Raw genomic sequence first — 18,968 nt, forward strand, 5'->3', positions numbered from 1 at the left:
CCTGATGGCGTTCGCAGCTCTGGAACGCTACTTGTTTTTGATCGTGAAATCGACCGACGCCTTGCCTGTTTTTTGGCCAAGCGTGTCTTCGATCGTCAATTGTAGCGTGTACGCGCCGTCGGGGAGCGGCTTGGGAAGGTTCAGCCGGTACCGCACGAAATAGTCGTGCCGCTGATTCTGGCACACCTCTTCCATCATTTGCGATTCCGTGCCCGCCATCTTGACGCCTTGCTTGTCGACGACCTGATAGCCGCTTTTCAAGGCAGTGCGGAAGCCCTTGGGGGTGTGCTCGGTCTTATAGTTTTCGACCTCGGCGTAGAGCAGCACTTGCTGGCCCGGTGCGTATTCGGTTTCCTTGAACGGGGTCACCACGCCATAGCTGCTCACCTCGGTGCAGAACGCGATGTTCTTTACCGTCAGCGGGCTAAGCTCGGCGAGCCGACTGGCAGCTTCGTTCAAGCGTTGCGTGGCAGCCAACGCGCGCTGCCCAGCGTCCGGTTGACTGCCGACGTCGAGCCATGTCGAAACGCTGGTGAGTTGTTTGCTCCAGAAGTCTTGCTCGGTGGGACTGAGCCCGTCGATCGGGCGCAGGGCGTCGTCACGTCGCCCCACGGATAGATACAGCATCCGCAAGCTCAACTGTCGCGATACGTCCGCAGCGTCTTTGGCTGGCGTCTGCGTTTGCTTCTCAAGTGCGGCGATGGCCGCGGCTATTTCGGGGGACGGACCGGTACCAGCGGCTTGCGCGGTGAAAGCGGCCTGCTGGACGTTTGCATTTTGTGCCGCCGGGGGAGTGGCGCTTGCCGCCGCGATGGGGGCCGCCGCCGCGGCAGGCAATGGGGGCGGTTCGCTCGCCGCTGGCGGGGACGTGGGCGTCGTCGCAGGCGGGGCTTGTAATTGAGCCGGCGGTGGTGCCGTGGGTTGCGCGGCCACGGCCGTAGGCGGCGCAGGGGGAACTGCCGCGGGAGGTTGTGCTGCGGGAGCTGTAGCAGCGGGAGGCGTTGCCGTGGGAAGAGGGGCACTGGCGAGAACGACCTGGTCCGATCCGGTCGCCGTAGGCACGGCCAGGGCATTCCACGGCGACGGGCTGCCGGCTTGGGCGGCTTGATTGTTTGACGCCGTCAACCCTACACGGCCATCGCGTATTTCCGGTGGAACGGCATTGGGCAGGGCAGGGGGAGCTTGCACGCCGGCTGCGCCAGCAGTGGAAGGATAGGCCGCGGCGCGAGTTTGATTTTGATAGGCCAGCGAGGAGCGATACGTCTGCATCAACAGCGGCCACAGCGACGGATCCGTCCTCTGCATGTCCTCCATCAACTTGGCCTGTACGGCCGGGTCCGTGGCGCCAATCGATTGCAACTGCGTCATCACGTCATTCAGCGCGCGAGGATCGGCGGCCGTGGTCGTGGAGCCGGATCGGCCTTGCGCCAGGGTGCTGCCGGCACGTGGATCGTTCGATTCAATTGCTAGCAGAGGATCGGGTTCGCTGGATCTGCGGCTGAAGAGCCCCGGCCCGCGGCGCAGCGACGCGTTGGCGGTTAGCGGGGGCGTGGGCGTCATTGTGCAGCCCAACGACGCGACCGCGATGGCTCCGAGTGCGAGCCAACGAACGCTGCGATCGGCGGAAAGCTTGCGCGAGAATCCGGGCATGTGAAGCGGGCCCTTACCTCAAAAAGCATCTTGGCCCCGCGCTCGTTCGACGCGAGGAAAGCAGCTTCGTGGTGGACTAGCGATAACCGACGGGATGTGGATGACGACTTTTGGTCCACCGTGGTCGCGGGAGGATAAGACAAAGCCGCTTTCACCGCAAGGCAAGGCTTTCGGCGTTGGTGCGGGCGGAGAAATCTGCCTCGCCGTGGTAGACGAGGCAAACGGCGCGAGGGGGCGTTGATTGCTGTACGATGCTGGCAATGCTTGCGCGAGATTGCCGAAGCCAAGTTGCTTATTGCGGCACGGCATCGGCCGCGCGTGACATCCGCGCAATCAACTGATCGAGCACGATGCGGGCGCGGGCCGGCGAAGAGCTACCCCCTTTCAACGCCAGGTCCGCGTCGAGGACCCAGCGGAAGAGGCGGGCGCTTCGCTGCCGGCCCAGTTGTCGCAATTGTGTTTCGGCTTTGGCGGCAATGAACGATCGAAAGCCGGCCGTTTCGAGGGCCTGCTTGAGCGTTGTACGACGACCGGCTCGTTCGGCTTGCTCGACGATGCGCGCGGCCGAGGCAAAACGTCGCAGGGTTGAACCGATCTGAGCGAGTACGGCCACCGGGCTTTCGCCGGCCGAGAGCAGGCGATCGAGCTGCAAGATGGCTTCGCTAGCATGTCCGGCCGTGGCCAGGTCGAGCATGTCCCAAGTGGTTTTGGTTCGCCAGCCGCCGACCAGCTCGCGCACGAGTGCTGCGTCGATCGTCCCGTTAACGCCTGCCGAGAGGGCGAGCTTGGCGAGTTCCTGGTCCAGAAGTCCCAAGTCCGGCTCGACCGTATCGAGTAACAACTCGGCGGCCTGCCGTTCTAAACGTGCCTGATGCTTTTTTGTCGCCCGAGCCACGAGCCACTTCGTCAGCGCTTGTGTGGAGGGCGCCTTACATTCGACCGACCATCCCTCGGCCGCTACGGCCTTGGCCAGCTTGGTATTGGCCGGCCAGGTCGCGACCTCGAGGACCAGCACGCCGGAAGACTTGGGGTGCGCCACGTAGGTTTCGAGTGCCGCGCGGTTGCGTGAAACGAAGTCATCGGCTTTGCGCACCACGACCAGCCGACGCCCGCCACCAAAGAGTGCGACGGTCGATAGACAATCGAAAACCTGATGCGCTTCGACGTCGTCCCCTGTGAATTCAGTGAGTGAAAAGTCGGCGTCCCCGTCCTCAAGAACAAGCGATCGTAAATGGTCCAATGCTTCATGTTTCAGAAATACTTCGTCGCCGAACACCGCGCACACGGCCGGAACCGTGGCCGTGGTCTTTTCCAGAAAGTCGAGTGCCTGGGTAATGCCGGACATGGGGATGGTTCGCGGGCCACGGTGGAACGGCGCTTCATTGAAGAGGATGTTCACGACCTGCTGATTCTAGCCGACGTCGACCTGCTCGTCGTGCATGTCGAACTCTGTGAACAGAAAATGCGTTGCGTTTGCAGGGGCTGGTCCGTGACAGGCAAACCATTTTAAATCGAGATAGAATCTATCGCTGAATCTCGTTTAACGTAGCAATCCGATCCAGCCGGCAGAGGGCGTCCCCATGTTGCGATTTCTTGCGACTTTCGTTCTTTCTCTTGGCGTTCTCGGGCCTGTCGTCGCGGTGGCCGCACAGCCGATGCGCATTGCCACGTTTCGCGTTGATGCAACGCCCCCGCTGGGGAGTCCTTTGTGTGACGCGGCCGTCCCGCCCGTTGCAAAGATCGATGATCCACTTTCAGCTCGCGGTATTGTCCTGCTGGGTATGGATAAACCGGTCGTGCTCTGTGCGGTGGATTGGGTGGGAATCGGCAATGACGGGCATACAGCGTGGCGCAAGGCATTGGCCGAGGCTGCCGGCACTGACATTCATCACGTGGCCGTGCAAACCTTGCATCAGCATGATGCCCCGGGGTGCGATTTCTTGGCGGAACAACTTCTGGCCGAGGTTGGGCAGACCGGCAAGATGTTCGACGTCGAGTTCGCGCGCCGCACGATTCAGGCAACAGCCGACGCGGTGCGCTCGGCCGTCGAGCGACCGCAGGCCGTCACGCATTTGGGGTTGGGACGCGCGAAAGTGAAAGAGGTGGCATCGAACCGGCGCATTCTCGGCCCGGACGGTAACGTGAAGCATGTCCGCTGGAGCTTTACCGCGGATCGCGAGGCGCGTGACGCCCCCGAAGGTGTGATCGACCCGTACCTGCAGTTGATCAGCTTTTGGGACGGCGACCGGCCGCTTGTATCAGTGACCTACTACGCGACGCATCCCCAAAGTTATCACGGCAAAGGGGCGGTAAGCGGAGACACCGTTGGACTCGCACGGGCTATGCGCGAGGGTGAGTTGCCTGGCGTGGCACACATTCATTTTGACGGTGCGTCGGGCAACGTGACGATGGGAAAATATTTCGAGGGGACGCGCGAAAGTCGCGACCAGCTTGCTGTGCGAATTGCCGACGGCATGCGCGCCGCTTGGAAATCTGTCGAGCGGCAACCCATCTCAGCAAGTGATGCGGCTTGGACTTTCGAACCGGTCCAATTGCCGATCAGTCCGCGGATGGCTGCGGAGGGTTTGCGACAAGAGTTGGCTGCCCCGACGGCGGACGTCAAGCAACGCGTGCGCGCGGCAATGGACCTGGCCTGGATCGCAAGATGCGAGCGCGCCGATCCAATCGACATTGGCTGTCTACGGCTTGGCAATGCTTTTGTATTGCACATGCCGGCCGAGCTTTTCATCGAATATCAGCTCGCGGCTCAGCAGATGCGGCCGAAATCCGTGGTGGCGATGGCCGCTTATGGTGACTACGGCGCAGGATATATCGGCACGGCCATTTCCTATCCGCAGGGCGGGTATGAAACGGGCATCGCGAGCCGTGTCGCGCCTAGCGTGGAACCAGTGCTTCTGAAAGCGATCGAGAAGCTCTTGAAATAAATCTTCGGAGGCGAAGGCTGGCCGGAGCAGCTTACCGACGGAATTCCTGCCAAACCGGTGGCGCCGCGGCAGCCGGTTCATTGCCCGCGGGGCGAGCGTCTCGAATTCTGATTCTGGGACGGCTTGGCTGCAGAGAGTACGGTTGCGGCGTATCCACGACGCAAACATTGCCCGCCAGGTCGCGGACCTCGAGTCGCAAAAACGCAGACGCTGGGATTGTCGGCTCGGGGAGCCACTCGAAACTGCCGCTGTTGGGCAAATCCATGCCGAGCGGATTCCAGGGACCGCTCGCGGTCGCGCTGTAAAAAAGCGAGATCGGACGCGCGGCCAAAGTGCTGTCACTGGCCTCGAAACGGATCATGATTCCGTTCTTTTGTTCTCCGGTGCCGGCATCTACGGAAACGATTCGACCCACGGGCTTAACGGTATCCACGCCGATCCAAACGTCGGGCGCTTCGCCGGGCTTGGGGACATCTTCCGCGGCGCCCGCCTGACTCGCCACGACGATTCGGAAGCCGTAAAGCCCATCCTGATCGACTGTGACAATGGCCGGGCCATGATTGTCATCGTCGTCACCGACCTTGGACCAGGTCCGGCCGCCGTCCTTCGTTCCCCAGATATCGATTCTTTGCGGCGCGGTCGCATCCGAAGCTTCGATCTCGTAATCCAGTTCGATGCGCCGCGTGTTGAACATGCGCGGTTGTATGCCAGGCGGGAGTTTCTCTTCGATCGCTCCGCCGGCGCTGGAACTAGCAGGCTGCGCGCCAGGAATCGCGTCGATCGAGGTCGGTACCATCGTCGGGCCCGGCAGCCGTGGGCCGTCGACTTGTTGCAAATCGCGGCGTGTCCGCGGCGATGCCTGCCGGGCTTCGTTCATCGTCGGCGGCAGGCCAACCTCTTCGGGCTGTAGTGGGATCGGCAGCGCGCGTTCTGTCACGGGCCCCGCCGACACGATTTCCTCGTGCGGGGGTGGTAGGACTTCTTCGACCGAGGGAATCACGCCTGGCCCGATTTGTTCGGTGATGGTCCCATAGCGGCGCGCGCCGGCGGCGATCGCTTGCTCGTTTCCTGTTCGCCCGGGAAACATGCCAGGCATGCCAGGCGGATCGCTGCCAGCAAGCGGCATGTCCTGCGTACGTTCACCCGGCCAATGCGCGACGTTATCTTCGGCGGGTGTTCCCGGCGGATTTGCTTTTGGCGCGACCGGCGCCACGGATCGCTGTGTCTTGGTGACATTGCCCGCGAAGTCGCTCACTTCGGCACGGATCGTAATCGGCACGGAACGAGCTTCGGGAACCCAGGTCGCGTCGCGCGCCGAGGTCGTCGCACCCACGACGGGCAGATCGACAGCCACGGGCACCCACGGACCGTCAGGACCAACCTGATACTCCAAGCGTAGACTGTCCGGTCGCAGGTGCGGATCGCGCACGCGCCAGTGAGCATGAACCTCGCCGCCTGAGCCTCGCTCGACGACGAGTTCCAGGACGGGAGGATCAGTATCCAGAATTACGATCAGCTCGGCGTGCGGTGGTCCGGCCGGTTGCAACTCGCCGTGGTCATCCTTCGTGCGCACGAGAAAGTGATACTCGCCGTCGCGCGTCGCGCGAAAAAGGATGCTGCTATTGGTCGGCGCCGCCTTGGCATAGGGGCGCCAGGGACCGCCGTTCTCTGAAACATGCAACTGTACTTCGGCAGCCTTTCGCGCGCCAGGCTCGGCCGGATCCATAACGAACGGAACGCCGAACGAGTTCTGACGAGTAAAGAGCGGCTTCGGCGCCGGGGGCGCAAGCGGGTTCTGCGCCAGGCCGACAATCGGCTGGACGGAGACAAACGCCAACATTACATACAATAGGCGCATCGTCAGGCGGATAGCCCATCCCATCGCGAGTGATCGATCAACGGTTCTCTATTCCTACGTACGAGACCGACGGTCGCGAACTTGTCGCCGGTCCAGAGAGGCGCGCAAGCGCACCTTCCCGCAATCAGATATCGGCCGTGACGGTCATACCGCTTGAAAAGCCGTTAATGGTGCGCGGGACTGCGTAGGATGAGCGGGTGTGAGGCTTTTGAAAGGGGTGAAAAGTCGATAGCCGCACGCTATCGCTGTGCTAGCTGTGCGCGGGTGTCGGCGATGATCTTCACATACTGTCGCGCGATGGATTCGATACGGGCGAAGTCGCCCGAGGCCAACGCGGCCGGTTCCACGAGGGAGCTGCCGATTCCCACCGCACAGGCACCTGCGCGAAGGAACTCGGCGGCCGTCTGCAAGGTAACGCCGCCGGTGGGCATCATTCGTATGGCCGGTAGCGGGGCGCGCAAGGCCTTCAAATGTGCGGGGCCGACGGTGTCGGAGGGAAATATCTTCACAATGTCCGCGCCAGCTTCCCAAGCGGTCAGAACCTCGGTGGGAGTAAAGGCCCCCGGAAAGACCGGCTTGCCGTAACGGCGCCCCAGCTCGATGACCGAGCTGCGGACCACCGGGGAAACCAGGAACTGTGCCCCCGAAAGGATTGCGATCCGCGCCGTTTCGGGATCGAGCACCGTTCCTGCTCCGAGTAGCACCCGATCACCCAACCGGCCGGCAACCTGGGCCAGCACCTGCTCAGCCCGCGGGACCGTGAAGGTCACCTCGACGGCGTCGATCCCACCGGCGACCAAGGCTTCGGCGACGTCGACCAGGCGTTCGCTATCATCGGCGCGAAGGATGGCGACGATACCGGTGCGCAAAACTCGTTGCAGGCTTTCCTCTTTACCCATGCAGACATCTCTCCGTGTTGAGACGAGCCCCGCAGGGCCGCAAACTTTGACCGCCTTAATCGGGGGTAGAATAGTACAGTGCCCGGAACCGGCCAGCGCGACGCAACTTGCCGCAAGCTGGGCACTTGGGCTCGCCGCTATCATCGCCAGAATTGCGCGCAATGCTAGACGGTAGCGGCGGCCATGTGCATAATATTCGGATGAGGCAAAAGAGAAGGGCAGGGCACCGGCAAACTGGGACGCCCTTGACGCTTAGGTTATGTGGGACTACCTGCGAACATCATCGGCGCAACTCACCCTCGGAGTTGCCGCAGTCGCCATACTAGTAGCGGTCGGCATTTACGTCGTTGGCAGAGTGAAAAGCAGCTTCCGCGAAGACGGAATCTCAACCAACGAGATGCTCACGAATTTCCGCGAATTGCACAGCCGGGGTGAGCTAAGCGACGTCGAATACCGAACAATAAAAGCAACGCTGTCAGCACGTCTCCAAGACGAGTTAAACGATAGCGGCAAAGAGGGTTAAATCCACCGACGGTAGGTTGTAACGACATCGACGGTCGGTTAGCTCTTTGCCGAAGAGATCACTCTTGTAAGACAATCTGCCAGGATCGGATAGACAGATCGGCTGAACACGCGACCACGTAATGTCGTAAGCAAATGCGGCTCGACGCAATTCCCAGACTAGGACGGTCAGGCCAAGCCTCTCGAGCGACAACTGGAGTCCCTTTCATTCTCTGCGAGTTCCACGACGCGCCTCGTAGAGACTGATTCGAAAAGGAGTTGGTATGGCTGGTAGTCGGGATCTGGGCGGAACGCGCCGCGGGGGCGGTACGACCAAGAAGAATGCCTTTTGCTCGTTCTGCCGGAAAAGTTACCGGGACGTCGGACCTTTGGTCGAAGGACCGGGGGACGTCTATATCTGTGGTGAATGCATTGAGCTCTGCCAGTCGATCCTCGAGCAGGAACGGCGGCGTCGCGGCAGCAGCAAGCAGTTGTTCAATAAAGTGCCGACGCCGCGCGAGGTTGTTGCCCAGCTTGACGAGTACGTGATCGGACAAGAGGAGGCCAAGAAGGTTTTGGCCGTCGCTGTCCACACGCATTACAAGCGGTTGATGCTGGGAAGCGAGCCATCAGACGTCGAAATCGACAAGTCGAATATTCTGTTGCTCGGCCCGACCGGCTGCGGCAAGACGTTATTGGCCCGCACGCTGGCGCGGATTCTGAATGTGCCGTTCGCCATCGGCGACGCCACGACGTTGACCGAAGCAGGCTACGTCGGCGAGGACGTCGAGAACTTGCTGCTGAAACTGCTGCACGCGGCGGACTTCGACTTGGAATCCGCGCAGCGCGGTGTGTTGTACATCGACGAGATCGACAAGATTGGCAAGACCAGCCAGAACGTCTCGATCACACGCGACGTGTCGGGCGAAGGTGTGCAGCAAGCGCTTTTGAAGATGCTGGAAGGGACGATGGCCAATGTGCCCCCACAGGGCGGCCGCAAGCATCCCGAGCAGCAATACATTCAGATGGACACGAGCAACATTCTGTTCATCTGCGGTGGGACGTTCGTCGGCATCGACAAGATCATCAGCAAACGACTCGGCAAGCGCACGATCGGATTTGGCCAGGAGAGCGCGACGCCAGGAGGCGAATCTGATCTGTCCAAGTTGCTGTCACAAGTTAGCAGCGACGACATCCTGGAATTCGGTTTGATTCCGGAATTGGTTGGGCGACTGCCAGTCATCACGGCACTAAAGCCGCTCGATACCAGCGCCCTGGTGCGGGTGTTGCAAGAGCCGCGTAACGCATTGGTCCGTCAATTCCAGAAGCTGTTCTCGTTGGAGAACTCCACACTGCAATTCACTGACACAGCACTGCGTGCGGTGGCCGAGCGAGCCCAGGAAAAAGAGACCGGTGCCCGTGGTCTGCGCTCGATCATCGAGTCGATCATGCTCGACATCATGTACGACTTGCCCGAACAAGGGCATGGCCAGAGCTATCTCATCACTGAGGACGTCGTGGCCGGCCGTGAAAAGCTGTTCCCGATGCCCGAACCTAAGCACAAGAGCGCGTGACGTTCAAGCCCACTCCCAGCTTGCTGGCCGTGGGGGTTAAGTCAACAGCGCTGTTAAACGAGCCCGGCGTGTCGGCAACTGCTGACCCCGGGCTCGTTTTTTTGCGCGCTGTGATGCGCGTGAAGAGTCTTACGAACGGGCGAGTCCGCGCAAGATCTCGACACCGCGGTCGATCGTTTCGTCGGTCGCCGCGTAAGAGATGCGGAAGTGTGTATCGGCGCGGCTGAAGATCTTGCCCGGGATGATCAAGAGCTCGCGTGCGATCGCCCGCTCGACGAATTCCGTGGCAGTGCCGCGCGGCACGCGCGGGAACGCGTAAAAGGCGCCGCCCGGTTGCACGATGTCGTAATCTCTGGCCAGGCCGGCCAGCAATCGATCGCGCTTACCGCGATACGTGTTGATGTAGGCGGTCATATCGACGTCCAACGCCGCGATGCCTGCCCACTGCATCGGCTGCGGCGCGCAAACGAAGGTGTACTGCTGCAGCTTCCCCATCTCCTGGACGATTTCCGCCGGGCCGTGGGCAAAGCCCAATCGCCAGCCGGTCATGGCGTACGTTTTGCTGAATCCATCGACGACGATCGTCTGATCGTTATAGCGGGCCGGCGAAACAAACGGAGCGTCGTAGCAGAACCGCTCGTAGATTTCGTCGCTGATCAGTGCGATGCCCCGCTCGGCCGCCAGCGAGGCGATGGCACGAACCTCATCTTCGGTCGCGGTCACGCCGGTAGGATTTGCCGGGCTGGCGAAAATGATCGCCTTCGTGCGTGGCGTGATCGCGGCCTGCAACCGGTCTAGGTCGACCTTGAAACTCGGATAAGTATCGACCAGCACCGGACGACCGCCGGCCAATTCGACCAGCGCCGGGTAACTGACGAAGTACGGATCGAAGACAACCACTTCGTCCCCAGGGTTAACAAGTGCGAGCAGTGCCAGTACCAAGCCGCCGCTGGTGCCACTTGTGACCAGTGCCCGGCGGTCGGCGTGTCCGTATTGGGCGTCAACCCGCGATTGCAAACCCTCGACCAGGGCACCGACACCCTGCGTTGGCGAATAACCGTTTTTGCGCGAGCTGATCGCCTCGATCGCGGCCTGCCGAATCGGTTCCGGCACGTCGAAATCGGGTTGGCCGATCGACAGGTTGACCGGCGACTTCATCTTCGCGGCCAGGTCGAAAATCTTGCGAATGCCCGAGCTATCGAGCGCTTGCATCCGCTCGGCAATCCATCGGTGTGACATAAGTAGGCGTTCGGCGAGTTCAAGAAGGGGGCGAATTGCGTGCCATCATAGCCGAGCGTTTGCCGCGTGTCCTGCAAGGTTCGGTGCAGGCGAGACGGTCGATACGGCACAGTGGTTCGCGCGCCACTGAAATCGGTAACCGGCCAGGCGCGCTGCCAACAGCGCACCCACGAGCGGGAACAACATCGCGGCTGAGCCCACCACGAAATCAAATGTCATGGAACCGGAGCCATGATAGTACCGACGGGCCAAGTCGACGGGCATGATCTGATACCCGCCGTGACGATTCACGTAAGCGACGAGCCAGATCGAACCGGCCAAAATTAGCACTGTGACCAGGAGCTTGAGAAGTGTGAGTCTGGCGCCGTCGCGCGATAACACCATCCAGACAAAAACGATTGGCTGAACGACCAGCATAGGTAGGGCGACGAGTAGTCTCTCGACTTCGAATTGCGACGGTAGAGTACGGCCCTTCACGAGGGCCAGAAAAAACGCGGCTGCGCAAAACCACCACACGAGATCCGCGATCGAAAACCTCCAGACCCGCGATTTAGACTGAGCAACGTCGCGTTCTTCGTCTGGTGCGGGCTTGGAGATGCTTGCCCCCAAGCAGCGCCAAATCGTTAATTGAGAAAACAGCCAGACAAGGTAGATCACGATGTTGGCGTCCTCGTCGCCCGCCTTGACGCCAAACTGATCCAATTCGACGTGCAACCCCAGCACACCGCAAAGGACTAACGCGCGCCAGGCCGGTAACGCTGAGCTGAATACGGCCCATACGGCCAGGGCTTGCAATGACCCGCGATTGAACGCGTCGACGTACCGAATCGTCGGCTCGAAGTTTCTGCGAAGCCAGGATTCGATGAGGCCGGAGCGGGGCGGATTGTCCGATTTTGCCCGCAGCCACAACAACGGGCCACTGAGCTCCACGAGCAGGGCGGTGGCAACGATGGTGGCTAGCAACAAAAAGCTCAGACCCGAAGAATCAGCGCGAAAGAGAGTTCGGCGCACCATGCGACTCCTGAGGCTCAGTGACTGCGCTCAGGATGCGATGCCCGAATTCGTTCGTCAATCAGGCCAAGGACTCTGCTGAACCTCGACGGCCTCGGCCATGATTGCATGACCGCGATGCCGTGGTTTCCGACGCTTAGCGGACTACGCAGCGGAATCGCACCACGCCACCTTCGCCCGGCTCGATCGGCTTGTCGACTTCCCAGCGTAGTACCAGCGAGTTGCCGGAATTCGGCTCGACGCTGAAGGCGGCTTCCCGGCTCGACTGTGCCGAATCCGGCACGTATTCCAGCCGCGGCGATAGGCTGTCCAGGATCACGATGTTGCCGAGCACTTGCGTGCCCATGTTGTCGAAGCGGATCGTGAAGTCGACCGGCTCGCCGCAGCAAGCGGTTTGCGTCGAAGCAACCTTAATGACGCGCAGCTTGGGCTGTTTGAAGTTCTCGACCATGTAAGTGGCCTGGGCGCGGCGGTCTCCTTCGACCACTTGCGCAGCCTGGTTGTCGATGACCACTTGCACGGCCTGATCGCCGGTCCAGGTAATTGCCGCTTGCACGGCAGTCGCCAGACGTGCCTTTTCGTTGTTGGCGAACTGGCCGGTGCGCAATACGGTAAAGTTCTCATACGGCAGGAATGCATCCTGGAAAGCCGTGATGATCTGCGCCTGCGACAGCACGCCGTCCCCTTGGTGAGTGCGATACAACCCCGCGACTTTCATGCCGGCCTGCCGTTCGGCTTGCACGCGCTGCAAGCTCGAAGCGGGAATCAAGGTTTCATCATGGCGAGCGACGCGCATCGGTCCGTCGACTCCCAAGATCGGCTGCGCTTGCTCGTTGCCAGCCAGGCGAGTCACGGTGCGAACGGCGCCGAAACACGGGGCGTAGACGTTGACCTTGTTCGACGGTTCGACGAATGTACGGCCGTCCTCGGCATCGTAATGGGCGACCGTATCTTCGAGTTCGAGGTTATAAACCTGCCATTCTGGGGACACGATCACCGGCGCTCCGTCGTCGCCACCATCGCGAACGTATTCGTCTTCGGGCCAGGGCAGGGCGATGCCCGGCGGCGCCCACGAGCCAGTAACTTCATAGGGCAGGGGGGCCGGCACGAATTGCGGTACGGCCGGGCCGGTTTCAGCAACCGCCGGCATGCATTCTTCGCCGGCAGGGCAGGGGGGAACCGCCGCGTTGGGGGCGAGCCCATGCGAATTCAGGTTCGTACGGCAAGAGCAAAGCGAGAGCGCCGCGAACGCCACGGTGGCGACACGCAATCGCGCTCGACCACGAGTGCCATCGAGTTGTCGACGAATGCGGCCGATCATTTCTGTGCGGGCTCATCCTGGGCTGTGGCGGAGGCAAAGCCGAGTTGCGATCGCGATTCTGCTTTCGCCGGCCGTGTTGCCGGTTGCTCATTCGTTGCGGCGCGTGTGGCCGTCGGCGCCGGTACCGGCTCGCCGATTGGCTTCAAGGGCAAGCATCCGGGCAGCGGAATGAACGGCGGGCAACAACCAAGAAATTGCGCATCGCCACCGGCGCGATTGTCGGGCACGCGCCCTCCCAGGCGTAGAATCGCCATGGGCCGTCCCAAGCGGTCCGCGACTTCGACGGGATTGGACCCAGGGCCTGCGTCGAACCACGCCTGCTCCTTGCAGCATCCGCCCGGACAGGCAGGTAGAACGTGGTTCGGATCTTCGAGGTAGATCACACGCGTGACGTAATTGCCATGTAGTGCCAGTTCGAGATCTTCTTGTGTGATCTCGATCGGTACTGCGAACCGCGCCACCTGGCCGACCGGAGGGTAGAGCCGGTCGATCACTTCGATTGTGGGATAAACCTCTTGCCCTTCGTGCAAGGGGATTTTCGAGATACGCAAGCGATACACCGGCGCGATCAACATACCGACGCGGAGCGGTGTGGGAATCGATGGGAGAAAAGTTCCGTCCACCGCCAGCGAGATCAAGGCCCCCTGAGGAGCCTTGATCTCAACCGGCTGGAAATACCCAGGCAATGGTCCTCCCCGCAGGAGTTGCCAACTACCAATCGCTCCCGGAGGCTCGTTGCCTTGATAGCGATAATGCACGTTCTGATTCTGTGCCGCGACTTTCGTGCTCGCGAACAGACTCAAAAGCAGCCCCATCGTTACCAGGCAAGCAACCCTCTCTCGGCCCGACCGCGTGCGGACGTCCGAGCTGCGGGGTGGTTGGACCATGGCCTTGGATCTCGTGGATGGAATCACTTGGTCTACGATCGTATCTACGTTTGTCTCATAGCGTCCTCTCCCCGCGTGGGGAGAGGACGCTCGCATCGTTACAACTTCAACTTAGGTACCCGTTCACCTGCATCACGGGCTGGCACATTCGGCGTCGCAAGCCACGGGGGCCGGCGGCGGAGGAATGGGGCCTGATCCCATGAGCTGCATCTTGGTCGACAGCGGATGGCTGTACATCGCGGGTGCCGGCAAGACCTCTTCGGTGATACGGACGTGGCTGACAGGTTTCGGATAGGTCATACCCGGCTTCTGTTTCACGTCGATCTTCATCCTGGCGACTGGGCCAGGGATATCCATGAAGGTGTGATTCTTCATGACGTGTTGCTGCAATCCGGCCGGAACACCGAACGGAATGTGGGGTGGACCAGGTAGTCCGATTGGCGTGCCAGAGGACGGCATGCCGTATTGCGGGGCCGTCATGCCCGAGATCAGTTCTGGCGGCATCTGGCTGCCCGGACCACCGGTCATACCGCAAGCCATTGCCGCGGCTCCGGCGGCCAATGCCGCGTCGCCCGAGGCAAACTCACCTGCCCCGCCGGGGATTTGCAGATCCTTGTTACCGACGCGAATGATTGCCAGAATCGATCCACGGCGATCGGCTTCGACAATCGGATCGACACCTGGATCCAGTCGCGTACTGACCAAGGTCTCGACTCCGGCCAGTGCGAGCTCTTGGAACTCGGCATCGGGCAGATAGATGACCTTGGTGACGAAGTTCCCGCTCAGCACCTGATCGAAGTCTTCGTCGGTCAACTGGAACGGAATCGCGTTGTGTGCGAGGTAGGCATCAGTCCGCGGCAAGGTCGGTGCCACTTCGAGCGTCGGATAGAGCTCGACGCCGGCACGACCCGGGATCGAAGTCAGCTTCAGGCGATAGATCGCGCCTTGGGGGAAGTTGTAGCGTCCGGGAACGACCAGAGGTTCCGAGTCGAACGCCCCGGGGCTGCCCAAATCCCAATTCACCTGCATGCCGTCGGGACCGACGAACGCGATTTGCGACGTCGCTCCGGGGAAGGGCATCACGGCTCCGCCACCGGGAATCATCACCCCGGGACCGGGACCATCGACGCCGGGGCCGGGATGCATAATTTGCTCGGCTGGCGGCAGGTTATGGGCCAGCGGCACCTTACAGCCGCTGACGCCTAGAAAAAGGCACAAAGCTACCATCTGGTACTTCATCGTTTCCCCCCTTGGAAAACTTCCCGTCGTTCCCGGCACACGTGGCAGTGGCGTCCGTGTGGTAGGCCGGCATATGGCTATGTTTTGGCGTGGACCGCGCAAAGCGACCCACTTACAATGCGTCGCCCTGCTGGCAACGGCTCGCACTCGTTCATCCGGATGGTCCGAATAACGAACGAGAATGCTCGCCGCGCTTGCGCGCTTCGCACCTCTGAGTCCTAGATTCGGCCTTGCACAACCGGTTTCTTTGGCAAATCCGTTAAAACCCCACAATGAAGCACAGATTGCCCATCTTGCCGGCAATCCTCCTGGGGATGGCGGGGGCCGTTGCCGTCGGAATCTTTTTGGCGCGTCATCGGCATCACGCGCCGACTGTCTCACCGCCTGAACCGACCACCGTACGTGCCTCGGGCATCGCGCCGTCGAACCGTGAGAACCTTGTCCCGGCGCCGCGGGCCGGCGAGATCATTGCCCATGCCGCGCGGCAACTCGCCAGCCATGAAACGGTTTCAGCGAAGATCAACTTGCACTCGGAAGTCTTTGGCGAATCGCTGACCGCTGTGGGGCAGTATCTGCAGGGGCCTGCGGAATCGCGCCGCGTGCGGCTCGAGCTGAAACTGAAGCTCGGCGAGAAGGTCTGTAGCCTGCAGCAAGTCAGCGATGGCAACGCTCTGTGGAGCCGGCAGAACACGCTCGCGCAGACCCGGCTAGGGCGGGTCGATCTACAACGGGTGCTGGCCGCGATGCAACAGAGTGGATTCCGTGCGGGGGTGGACGTCCTGGCAATCGGAGGACTGCCCATGTTGCTCGACAGTTTGAACCGATCGTTCGAGTTTCAGTCGATGCGGTCCGAGCGGTTGGGGGTGATTCCCACGTATGTCGTGCTGGGAGTTTGGAAACCAGCGGCGCTCGCGCAGTTGATGGCGGATGAACAAAAGCCGCCGGGCTCGGAACCATCGGCCGAACCGTTGCCGGTGCCGGAGTATCTGCCGAACCAGATCGAGATCTTCGTCGGGCGTGACGACCTGTTTCCGTACCAGGTCGACTATCTGCGCGCGTCGAATCCCGGAACGCACCACAACAGCGATCGATTGCTCGCCAAGATGAAGTTCGTCGACGTTCATTTCGACACGTCGATCGATCCGGCGCAGTTCGTCCATCCGGCCAGCGACGGTGTGCCGATCGATGACACCGAGGCGTTTTTGAAACGGGTGCTGCCGCGGTAGATTCTCTGCGCAGCACGCGAATCTTTTCGTCGCGAGCGCCTACCACGCGCTCAGATGAAAGAGCGAGTTGAACGTCGTCACCTCGATCTCCTGACGGCGATAACGCAGCAGCGAGATTCCGCAGGTCGAGGGGGAAAGTCGGCGCGCTTCGGCCAACGGCATGCCCACTAGGTGCGTCACGCACGCGCGAATTACAATGCGATGCGTGACGATGGCGATGGCGCCCCCCAGATGCTTACTCATCACGTCGGCCAGCGCCGGCAAGGCGCGGTCGCGCACGTCCGTGATGCTTTCGCCGCCGCCGTAACCGTATACGTCGGGGCGAGCAATAAAACGATCGTACACTTCGGGTTCGCGGAGTTTGATGTCGTCCCAACTCAAACCCTCCCAAGAGCCAAGGTCAGCCTCGATGAGTGGCGCAATCACCTGTGGCGCTAGGTTGTGAAGTTCCCCGATCGCTGCGGCGGTTTGCTGCGCGCGAACCATCGGGCTGGCGTACACGGCGTCGAGTTGTCGTGCAGCGAGGAATTGCCCGGTTTCCGCGGCTTGTCGCTGGCCCATCTGCGAAAGTGCCGTGTCTACCTTACGCCCCTGCATGATGACGGGATGCGCGGCACTGGCCGGCGTCGCGCCATGACGGATCAAATAGGCGTAGCAAGTGTCCGGGGCAGGGGAGGGGGGGAGGGATTCGGGCATCGGCTTGGTCAGGTTTTTTGGTTTAGAGGGTGTGTGCGATTTTCAGCGCGTGCCAGTTGGCAGGCGACGCGAATCGCCTCGATCATGCTTGAGGTTTGCGCGACGCCTTGCCAGGCGATGTCGAACGCCGTTCCATGGGCCACGCTCGTGCGGATGATCGGCAGTCCTAAGGTCACATTCACCGCGCGATGCATTCCTAAGAGCTTGAGCGCGATGTGACCCTGATCGTGGTACATGGCGACGACGGCATCGAACTCGCCGTTTCGCGCGCGCACCATCAAGGTGTCGGCAGGGTAGGGGCCCACGGCGGCAATGCCGAGTTCTTGTGCCGCCGCGACGGCCGGCGCTATGATGTGAGATTCCTCGTCGCCGAATAGCCCATCCTCGCCAGCATGAGGGTTCAGGGCACAAACCCCGATGCGCGGCGCGCCGTGCGTAAGCGGTCGCATCGTTGTGTCAGCAAGCTGAATTTTGGCCAAGACGGCGGCCGTGTCGAGCGATGCGATCGCGTTACGCAACGACGTATGTAGCGTAACGTGAATCACCCCCAAGCCGTGCGGGCCGCGCACCTGTTCGTCGGGCCCTAGGTACAGCATCATGGCGAAGTCGTCTACGCCGCACAGTTCGGCCAGCAACTCAGTATGACCAGGGTAATGATGCCCGGCCTGCCACAGAGCGGCCTTGCTGAGCGGTGCCGTGACAATGGCATTGATCTGCCCCGCGATCGCCAAATGCCCTGCCGCCATGAGTGCATCGTAGGCCGCCTGACCGCCACGCGCGTCGATCACGCCCGGCGAAGCATCGGCCGCGCTCGGGTGACATGCCGACAAGCACGGCATGACAGTCGGACCAGGCTGTGCCTCGTTGGGTAGTGCGATCTCGCACACCTGCACCGTCGGCGCGATCAGGTCACAGGCACGCCGCATGACCGCAGGATTTCCAACGCCGAGCGGACGACACCAGTCGTGAACTCGTGGGTCGGCCCAGACGCCAGCAATCACTTCCGGTCCGATTCCGGCCGGATCGCCCATGGTCAGTGCAAGAAGTGGCTTCGAAGTCGGCATCCGCAGAATTCTACTCAGCAAGGATGTCATCAGAAAGGAGTCGTTGGCGCGGTCCTTCCCCTCGCGAGGCTGGCAGCGTAGCGTGGTACTGTGGTTTTGGCCACGAATCGAGGATTCACGAAAGCCGTTCTTGCCTGCAGAAATACTGCGACGAAGATGCTGCCCGATCGACTTGAACATGACAGCCTGGACCAGGGACGCGGCGGCATTAGCCTGCTGCACCGGCTTGCTGCGCGCGACAAGTTATTGGCGGCGTTCGGGCTGCTGGTCGTCGTCAGTTTGGTCCAGCCGAATTGGTGGCCGGTATCGGCGTACTTTCCCGTCAGTTGGATTCATCTGGCGGTGGCTGGCATGGTCGCATGTGTCGTGATCGTGGCGAAAGTTCCGGCGCGATATCTGTGTACGCGGTTGCTGACCTTCGCAATTCCACTGGCTGCCGTGGGCCTGTCGATTCCTCTGTCGCAGGGAGCGGCAGGTTGGCACATCATGGCGGGAGTACTCGTCAAGGGGCTGCTTTCCTTCACCACGATGCTCTGCCTGATCTACACAACCCCTTTCGAGCGACTGCTGCAAGCGCTACGGCAATGCGGTGTGCCGAAACTGATCGTGGCCATCGTGGCGTCGATGTACCGGTTCATCTTCGTGCTGTTGGACGAGCTGGAACGTATGCGCCGCGCTCAATACGCGCGGACTTTCGATTGTCCGCGGCGACTGTCTCCGGTCACGTTTCGTAATGGGGCTCGCGCCGTGGGGATGCTGTTGGTGCGCTGCAGTGAACGTGCCGAACGTGTTCATGCGGCGATGATGGCACGCGGATTCGACGGTGAGGTTCGCATGTTGGAGGAGCGCCCGTAGCTG

The 18,968-nt window shown here is 61.4% G+C and carries 15 protein-coding genes; 4 read left to right on the forward strand and 11 right to left on the reverse strand.

The window, feature by feature from the left end; all coding sequences use genetic code 11:
- Positions 1-27: 27 nt before the first annotated feature.
- Together VGN12_13725 and holA are read right to left on the reverse strand one after the other, a co-directional pair.
- Complete coding sequence (locus VGN12_13725) at positions 28-1,650, reverse strand: hypothetical protein (protein ID HEY4310505.1); 1,623 nt, start codon at positions 1,648-1,650, stop codon at positions 28-30.
- Positions 1,651-1,942: 292 nt separating this feature from the next.
- On the reverse strand, positions 1,943-2,995 hold the full coding sequence (gene holA / locus VGN12_13730; GenBank protein ID HEY4310506.1) for a DNA polymerase III subunit delta: 1,053 nt from the start codon (positions 2,993-2,995) through the stop codon (positions 1,943-1,945).
- A 235-nt stretch (positions 2,996-3,230) separates the two neighbouring features.
- On the opposite strand from holA, the gene VGN12_13735 reads away from it, so the two are divergent.
- Complete coding sequence (locus VGN12_13735; GenBank protein HEY4310507.1) at positions 3,231-4,595, forward strand: neutral/alkaline non-lysosomal ceramidase N-terminal domain-containing protein; 1,365 nt, start codon at positions 3,231-3,233, stop codon at positions 4,593-4,595.
- A 31-nt stretch (positions 4,596-4,626) separates the two neighbouring features.
- On the opposite strand, the gene VGN12_13740 is transcribed toward VGN12_13735, so the two are convergent.
- On the reverse strand, positions 4,627-6,477 hold the full coding sequence (locus tag VGN12_13740; GenBank protein HEY4310508.1) for a hypothetical protein: 1,851 nt from the start codon (positions 6,475-6,477) through the stop codon (positions 4,627-4,629).
- Positions 6,478-6,692: 215 nt separating this feature from the next.
- On the reverse strand, positions 6,693-7,352 hold the full coding sequence (gene eda / locus VGN12_13745; GenBank protein ID HEY4310509.1) for a bifunctional 4-hydroxy-2-oxoglutarate aldolase/2-dehydro-3-deoxy-phosphogluconate aldolase: 660 nt from the start codon (positions 7,350-7,352) through the stop codon (positions 6,693-6,695).
- 785 nt (positions 7,353-8,137) lie between these two features.
- On the opposite strand from eda, the gene clpX reads away from it, so the two are divergent.
- Positions 8,138-9,427: an ATP-dependent Clp protease ATP-binding subunit ClpX gene (gene clpX / locus VGN12_13750; GenBank protein ID HEY4310510.1), complete on the forward strand. Its 1,290-nt coding sequence runs from the start codon at positions 8,138-8,140 to the stop codon at positions 9,425-9,427.
- A 129-nt stretch (positions 9,428-9,556) separates the two neighbouring features.
- On the opposite strand, the gene VGN12_13755 is transcribed toward clpX, so the two are convergent.
- From VGN12_13755 to VGN12_13775, 5 genes are all read right to left on the reverse strand, one after another.
- Complete coding sequence (locus tag VGN12_13755) at positions 9,557-10,666, reverse strand: aminotransferase class I/II-fold pyridoxal phosphate-dependent enzyme (GenBank protein HEY4310511.1); 1,110 nt, start codon at positions 10,664-10,666, stop codon at positions 9,557-9,559.
- A gap of 45 nt (positions 10,667-10,711) precedes the next feature.
- Entirely contained in the window at positions 10,712-11,680 is a 969-nt protein-coding gene (locus VGN12_13760) for a hypothetical protein (GenBank protein ID HEY4310512.1), read from the reverse strand.
- A gap of 133 nt (positions 11,681-11,813) precedes the next feature.
- Entirely contained in the window at positions 11,814-12,998 is a 1,185-nt protein-coding gene (locus tag VGN12_13765) for a hypothetical protein (protein ID HEY4310513.1), read from the reverse strand.
- Positions 12,995-13,885, reverse strand: coding sequence for a hypothetical protein (locus VGN12_13770; GenBank protein ID HEY4310514.1), 891 nt, complete (start codon positions 13,883-13,885; stop codon positions 12,995-12,997). The genes VGN12_13765 and VGN12_13770 overlap by 4 nt, the downstream gene beginning before the upstream one ends.
- Before the next feature lie 132 nt (positions 13,886-14,017).
- Positions 14,018-15,124: a hypothetical protein gene (locus tag VGN12_13775; protein ID HEY4310515.1), complete on the reverse strand. Its 1,107-nt coding sequence runs from the start codon at positions 15,122-15,124 to the stop codon at positions 14,018-14,020.
- A gap of 272 nt (positions 15,125-15,396) precedes the next feature.
- Here VGN12_13775 and VGN12_13780 point away from each other — a divergent pair, with 272 nt between their 5' ends.
- Entirely contained in the window at positions 15,397-16,350 is a 954-nt protein-coding gene (locus tag VGN12_13780; GenBank protein ID HEY4310516.1) for a hypothetical protein, read from the forward strand.
- A 39-nt stretch (positions 16,351-16,389) separates the two neighbouring features.
- On the opposite strand, the gene VGN12_13785 is transcribed toward VGN12_13780, so the two are convergent.
- The gene (locus tag VGN12_13785) at positions 16,390-17,046 is read right to left on the reverse strand and encodes a histidine phosphatase family protein (GenBank protein ID HEY4310517.1); all 657 of its coding nucleotides are present in this window, start codon (positions 17,044-17,046) and stop codon (positions 16,390-16,392) included.
- An 8-nt stretch (positions 17,047-17,054) separates the two neighbouring features.
- Positions 17,055-18,110, reverse strand: a complete 1,056-nt coding sequence (gene pdxA / locus VGN12_13790) for a 4-hydroxythreonine-4-phosphate dehydrogenase PdxA (GenBank protein ID HEY4310518.1) — start codon at positions 18,108-18,110, stop codon at positions 17,055-17,057.
- 156 nt (positions 18,111-18,266) lie between these two features.
- Between pdxA and VGN12_13795 the strand changes: the two genes are divergently transcribed.
- Positions 18,267-18,965 carry an energy-coupling factor transporter transmembrane component T gene (locus tag VGN12_13795; GenBank protein ID HEY4310519.1) on the forward strand — a complete coding sequence of 233 codons (699 nt, stop codon included), beginning with the start codon at positions 18,267-18,269 and terminating at the stop codon, positions 18,963-18,965.
- Positions 18,966-18,968 lie beyond the last annotated feature (3 nt).

The organism is Pirellulales bacterium (genome assembly GCA_036499395.1).
In the GTDB taxonomy this organism is placed as follows: Bacteria; Planctomycetota; Planctomycetia; order Pirellulales; family JACPPG01; genus JACPPG01.

Excerpts from the sequence above, each read along its gene's own strand:
- VGN12_13765 (HEY4310513.1), bottom strand. The coding sequence starts at position 12,998 with ATGATCGGCCGCATTCGTCGACAACTCGATGGCACTCGTGGTCGAGCG.
- VGN12_13740 (HEY4310508.1), bottom strand. The coding sequence starts at position 6,477 with ATGGGATGGGCTATCCGCCTGACGATGCGCCTATTGTATGTAATGTTG.
- VGN12_13775 (HEY4310515.1), bottom strand. The coding sequence starts at position 15,124 with ATGAAGTACCAGATGGTAGCTTTGTGCCTTTTTCTAGGCGTCAGCGGC.
- VGN12_13770 (HEY4310514.1), bottom strand. The coding sequence starts at position 13,885 with ATGGTCCAACCACCCCGCAGCTCGGACGTCCGCACGCGGTCGGGCCGA.
- VGN12_13760 (HEY4310512.1), bottom strand. The coding sequence starts at position 11,680 with ATGGTGCGCCGAACTCTCTTTCGCGCTGATTCTTCGGGTCTGAGCTTT.
- eda (HEY4310509.1), bottom strand. The coding sequence starts at position 7,352 with ATGGGTAAAGAGGAAAGCCTGCAACGAGTTTTGCGCACCGGTATCGTC.
- VGN12_13725 (HEY4310505.1), bottom strand. The coding sequence starts at position 1,650 with ATGCCCGGATTCTCGCGCAAGCTTTCCGCCGATCGCAGCGTTCGTTGG.
- VGN12_13780 (HEY4310516.1), top strand. The coding sequence starts at position 15,397 with ATGAAGCACAGATTGCCCATCTTGCCGGCAATCCTCCTGGGGATGGCG.
- VGN12_13755 (HEY4310511.1), bottom strand. The coding sequence starts at position 10,666 with ATGTCACACCGATGGATTGCCGAGCGGATGCAAGCGCTCGATAGCTCG.
- holA (HEY4310506.1), bottom strand. The coding sequence starts at position 2,995 with ATGTCCGGCATTACCCAGGCACTCGACTTTCTGGAAAAGACCACGGCC.
- pdxA (HEY4310518.1), bottom strand. The coding sequence starts at position 18,110 with ATGCCGACTTCGAAGCCACTTCTTGCACTGACCATGGGCGATCCGGCC.
- clpX (HEY4310510.1), top strand. The coding sequence starts at position 8,138 with ATGGCTGGTAGTCGGGATCTGGGCGGAACGCGCCGCGGGGGCGGTACG.
- VGN12_13785 (HEY4310517.1), bottom strand. The coding sequence starts at position 17,046 with ATGCCCGAATCCCTCCCCCCCTCCCCTGCCCCGGACACTTGCTACGCC.
- VGN12_13795 (HEY4310519.1), top strand. The coding sequence starts at position 18,267 with ATGCTGCCCGATCGACTTGAACATGACAGCCTGGACCAGGGACGCGGC.
- VGN12_13735 (HEY4310507.1), top strand. The coding sequence starts at position 3,231 with ATGTTGCGATTTCTTGCGACTTTCGTTCTTTCTCTTGGCGTTCTCGGG.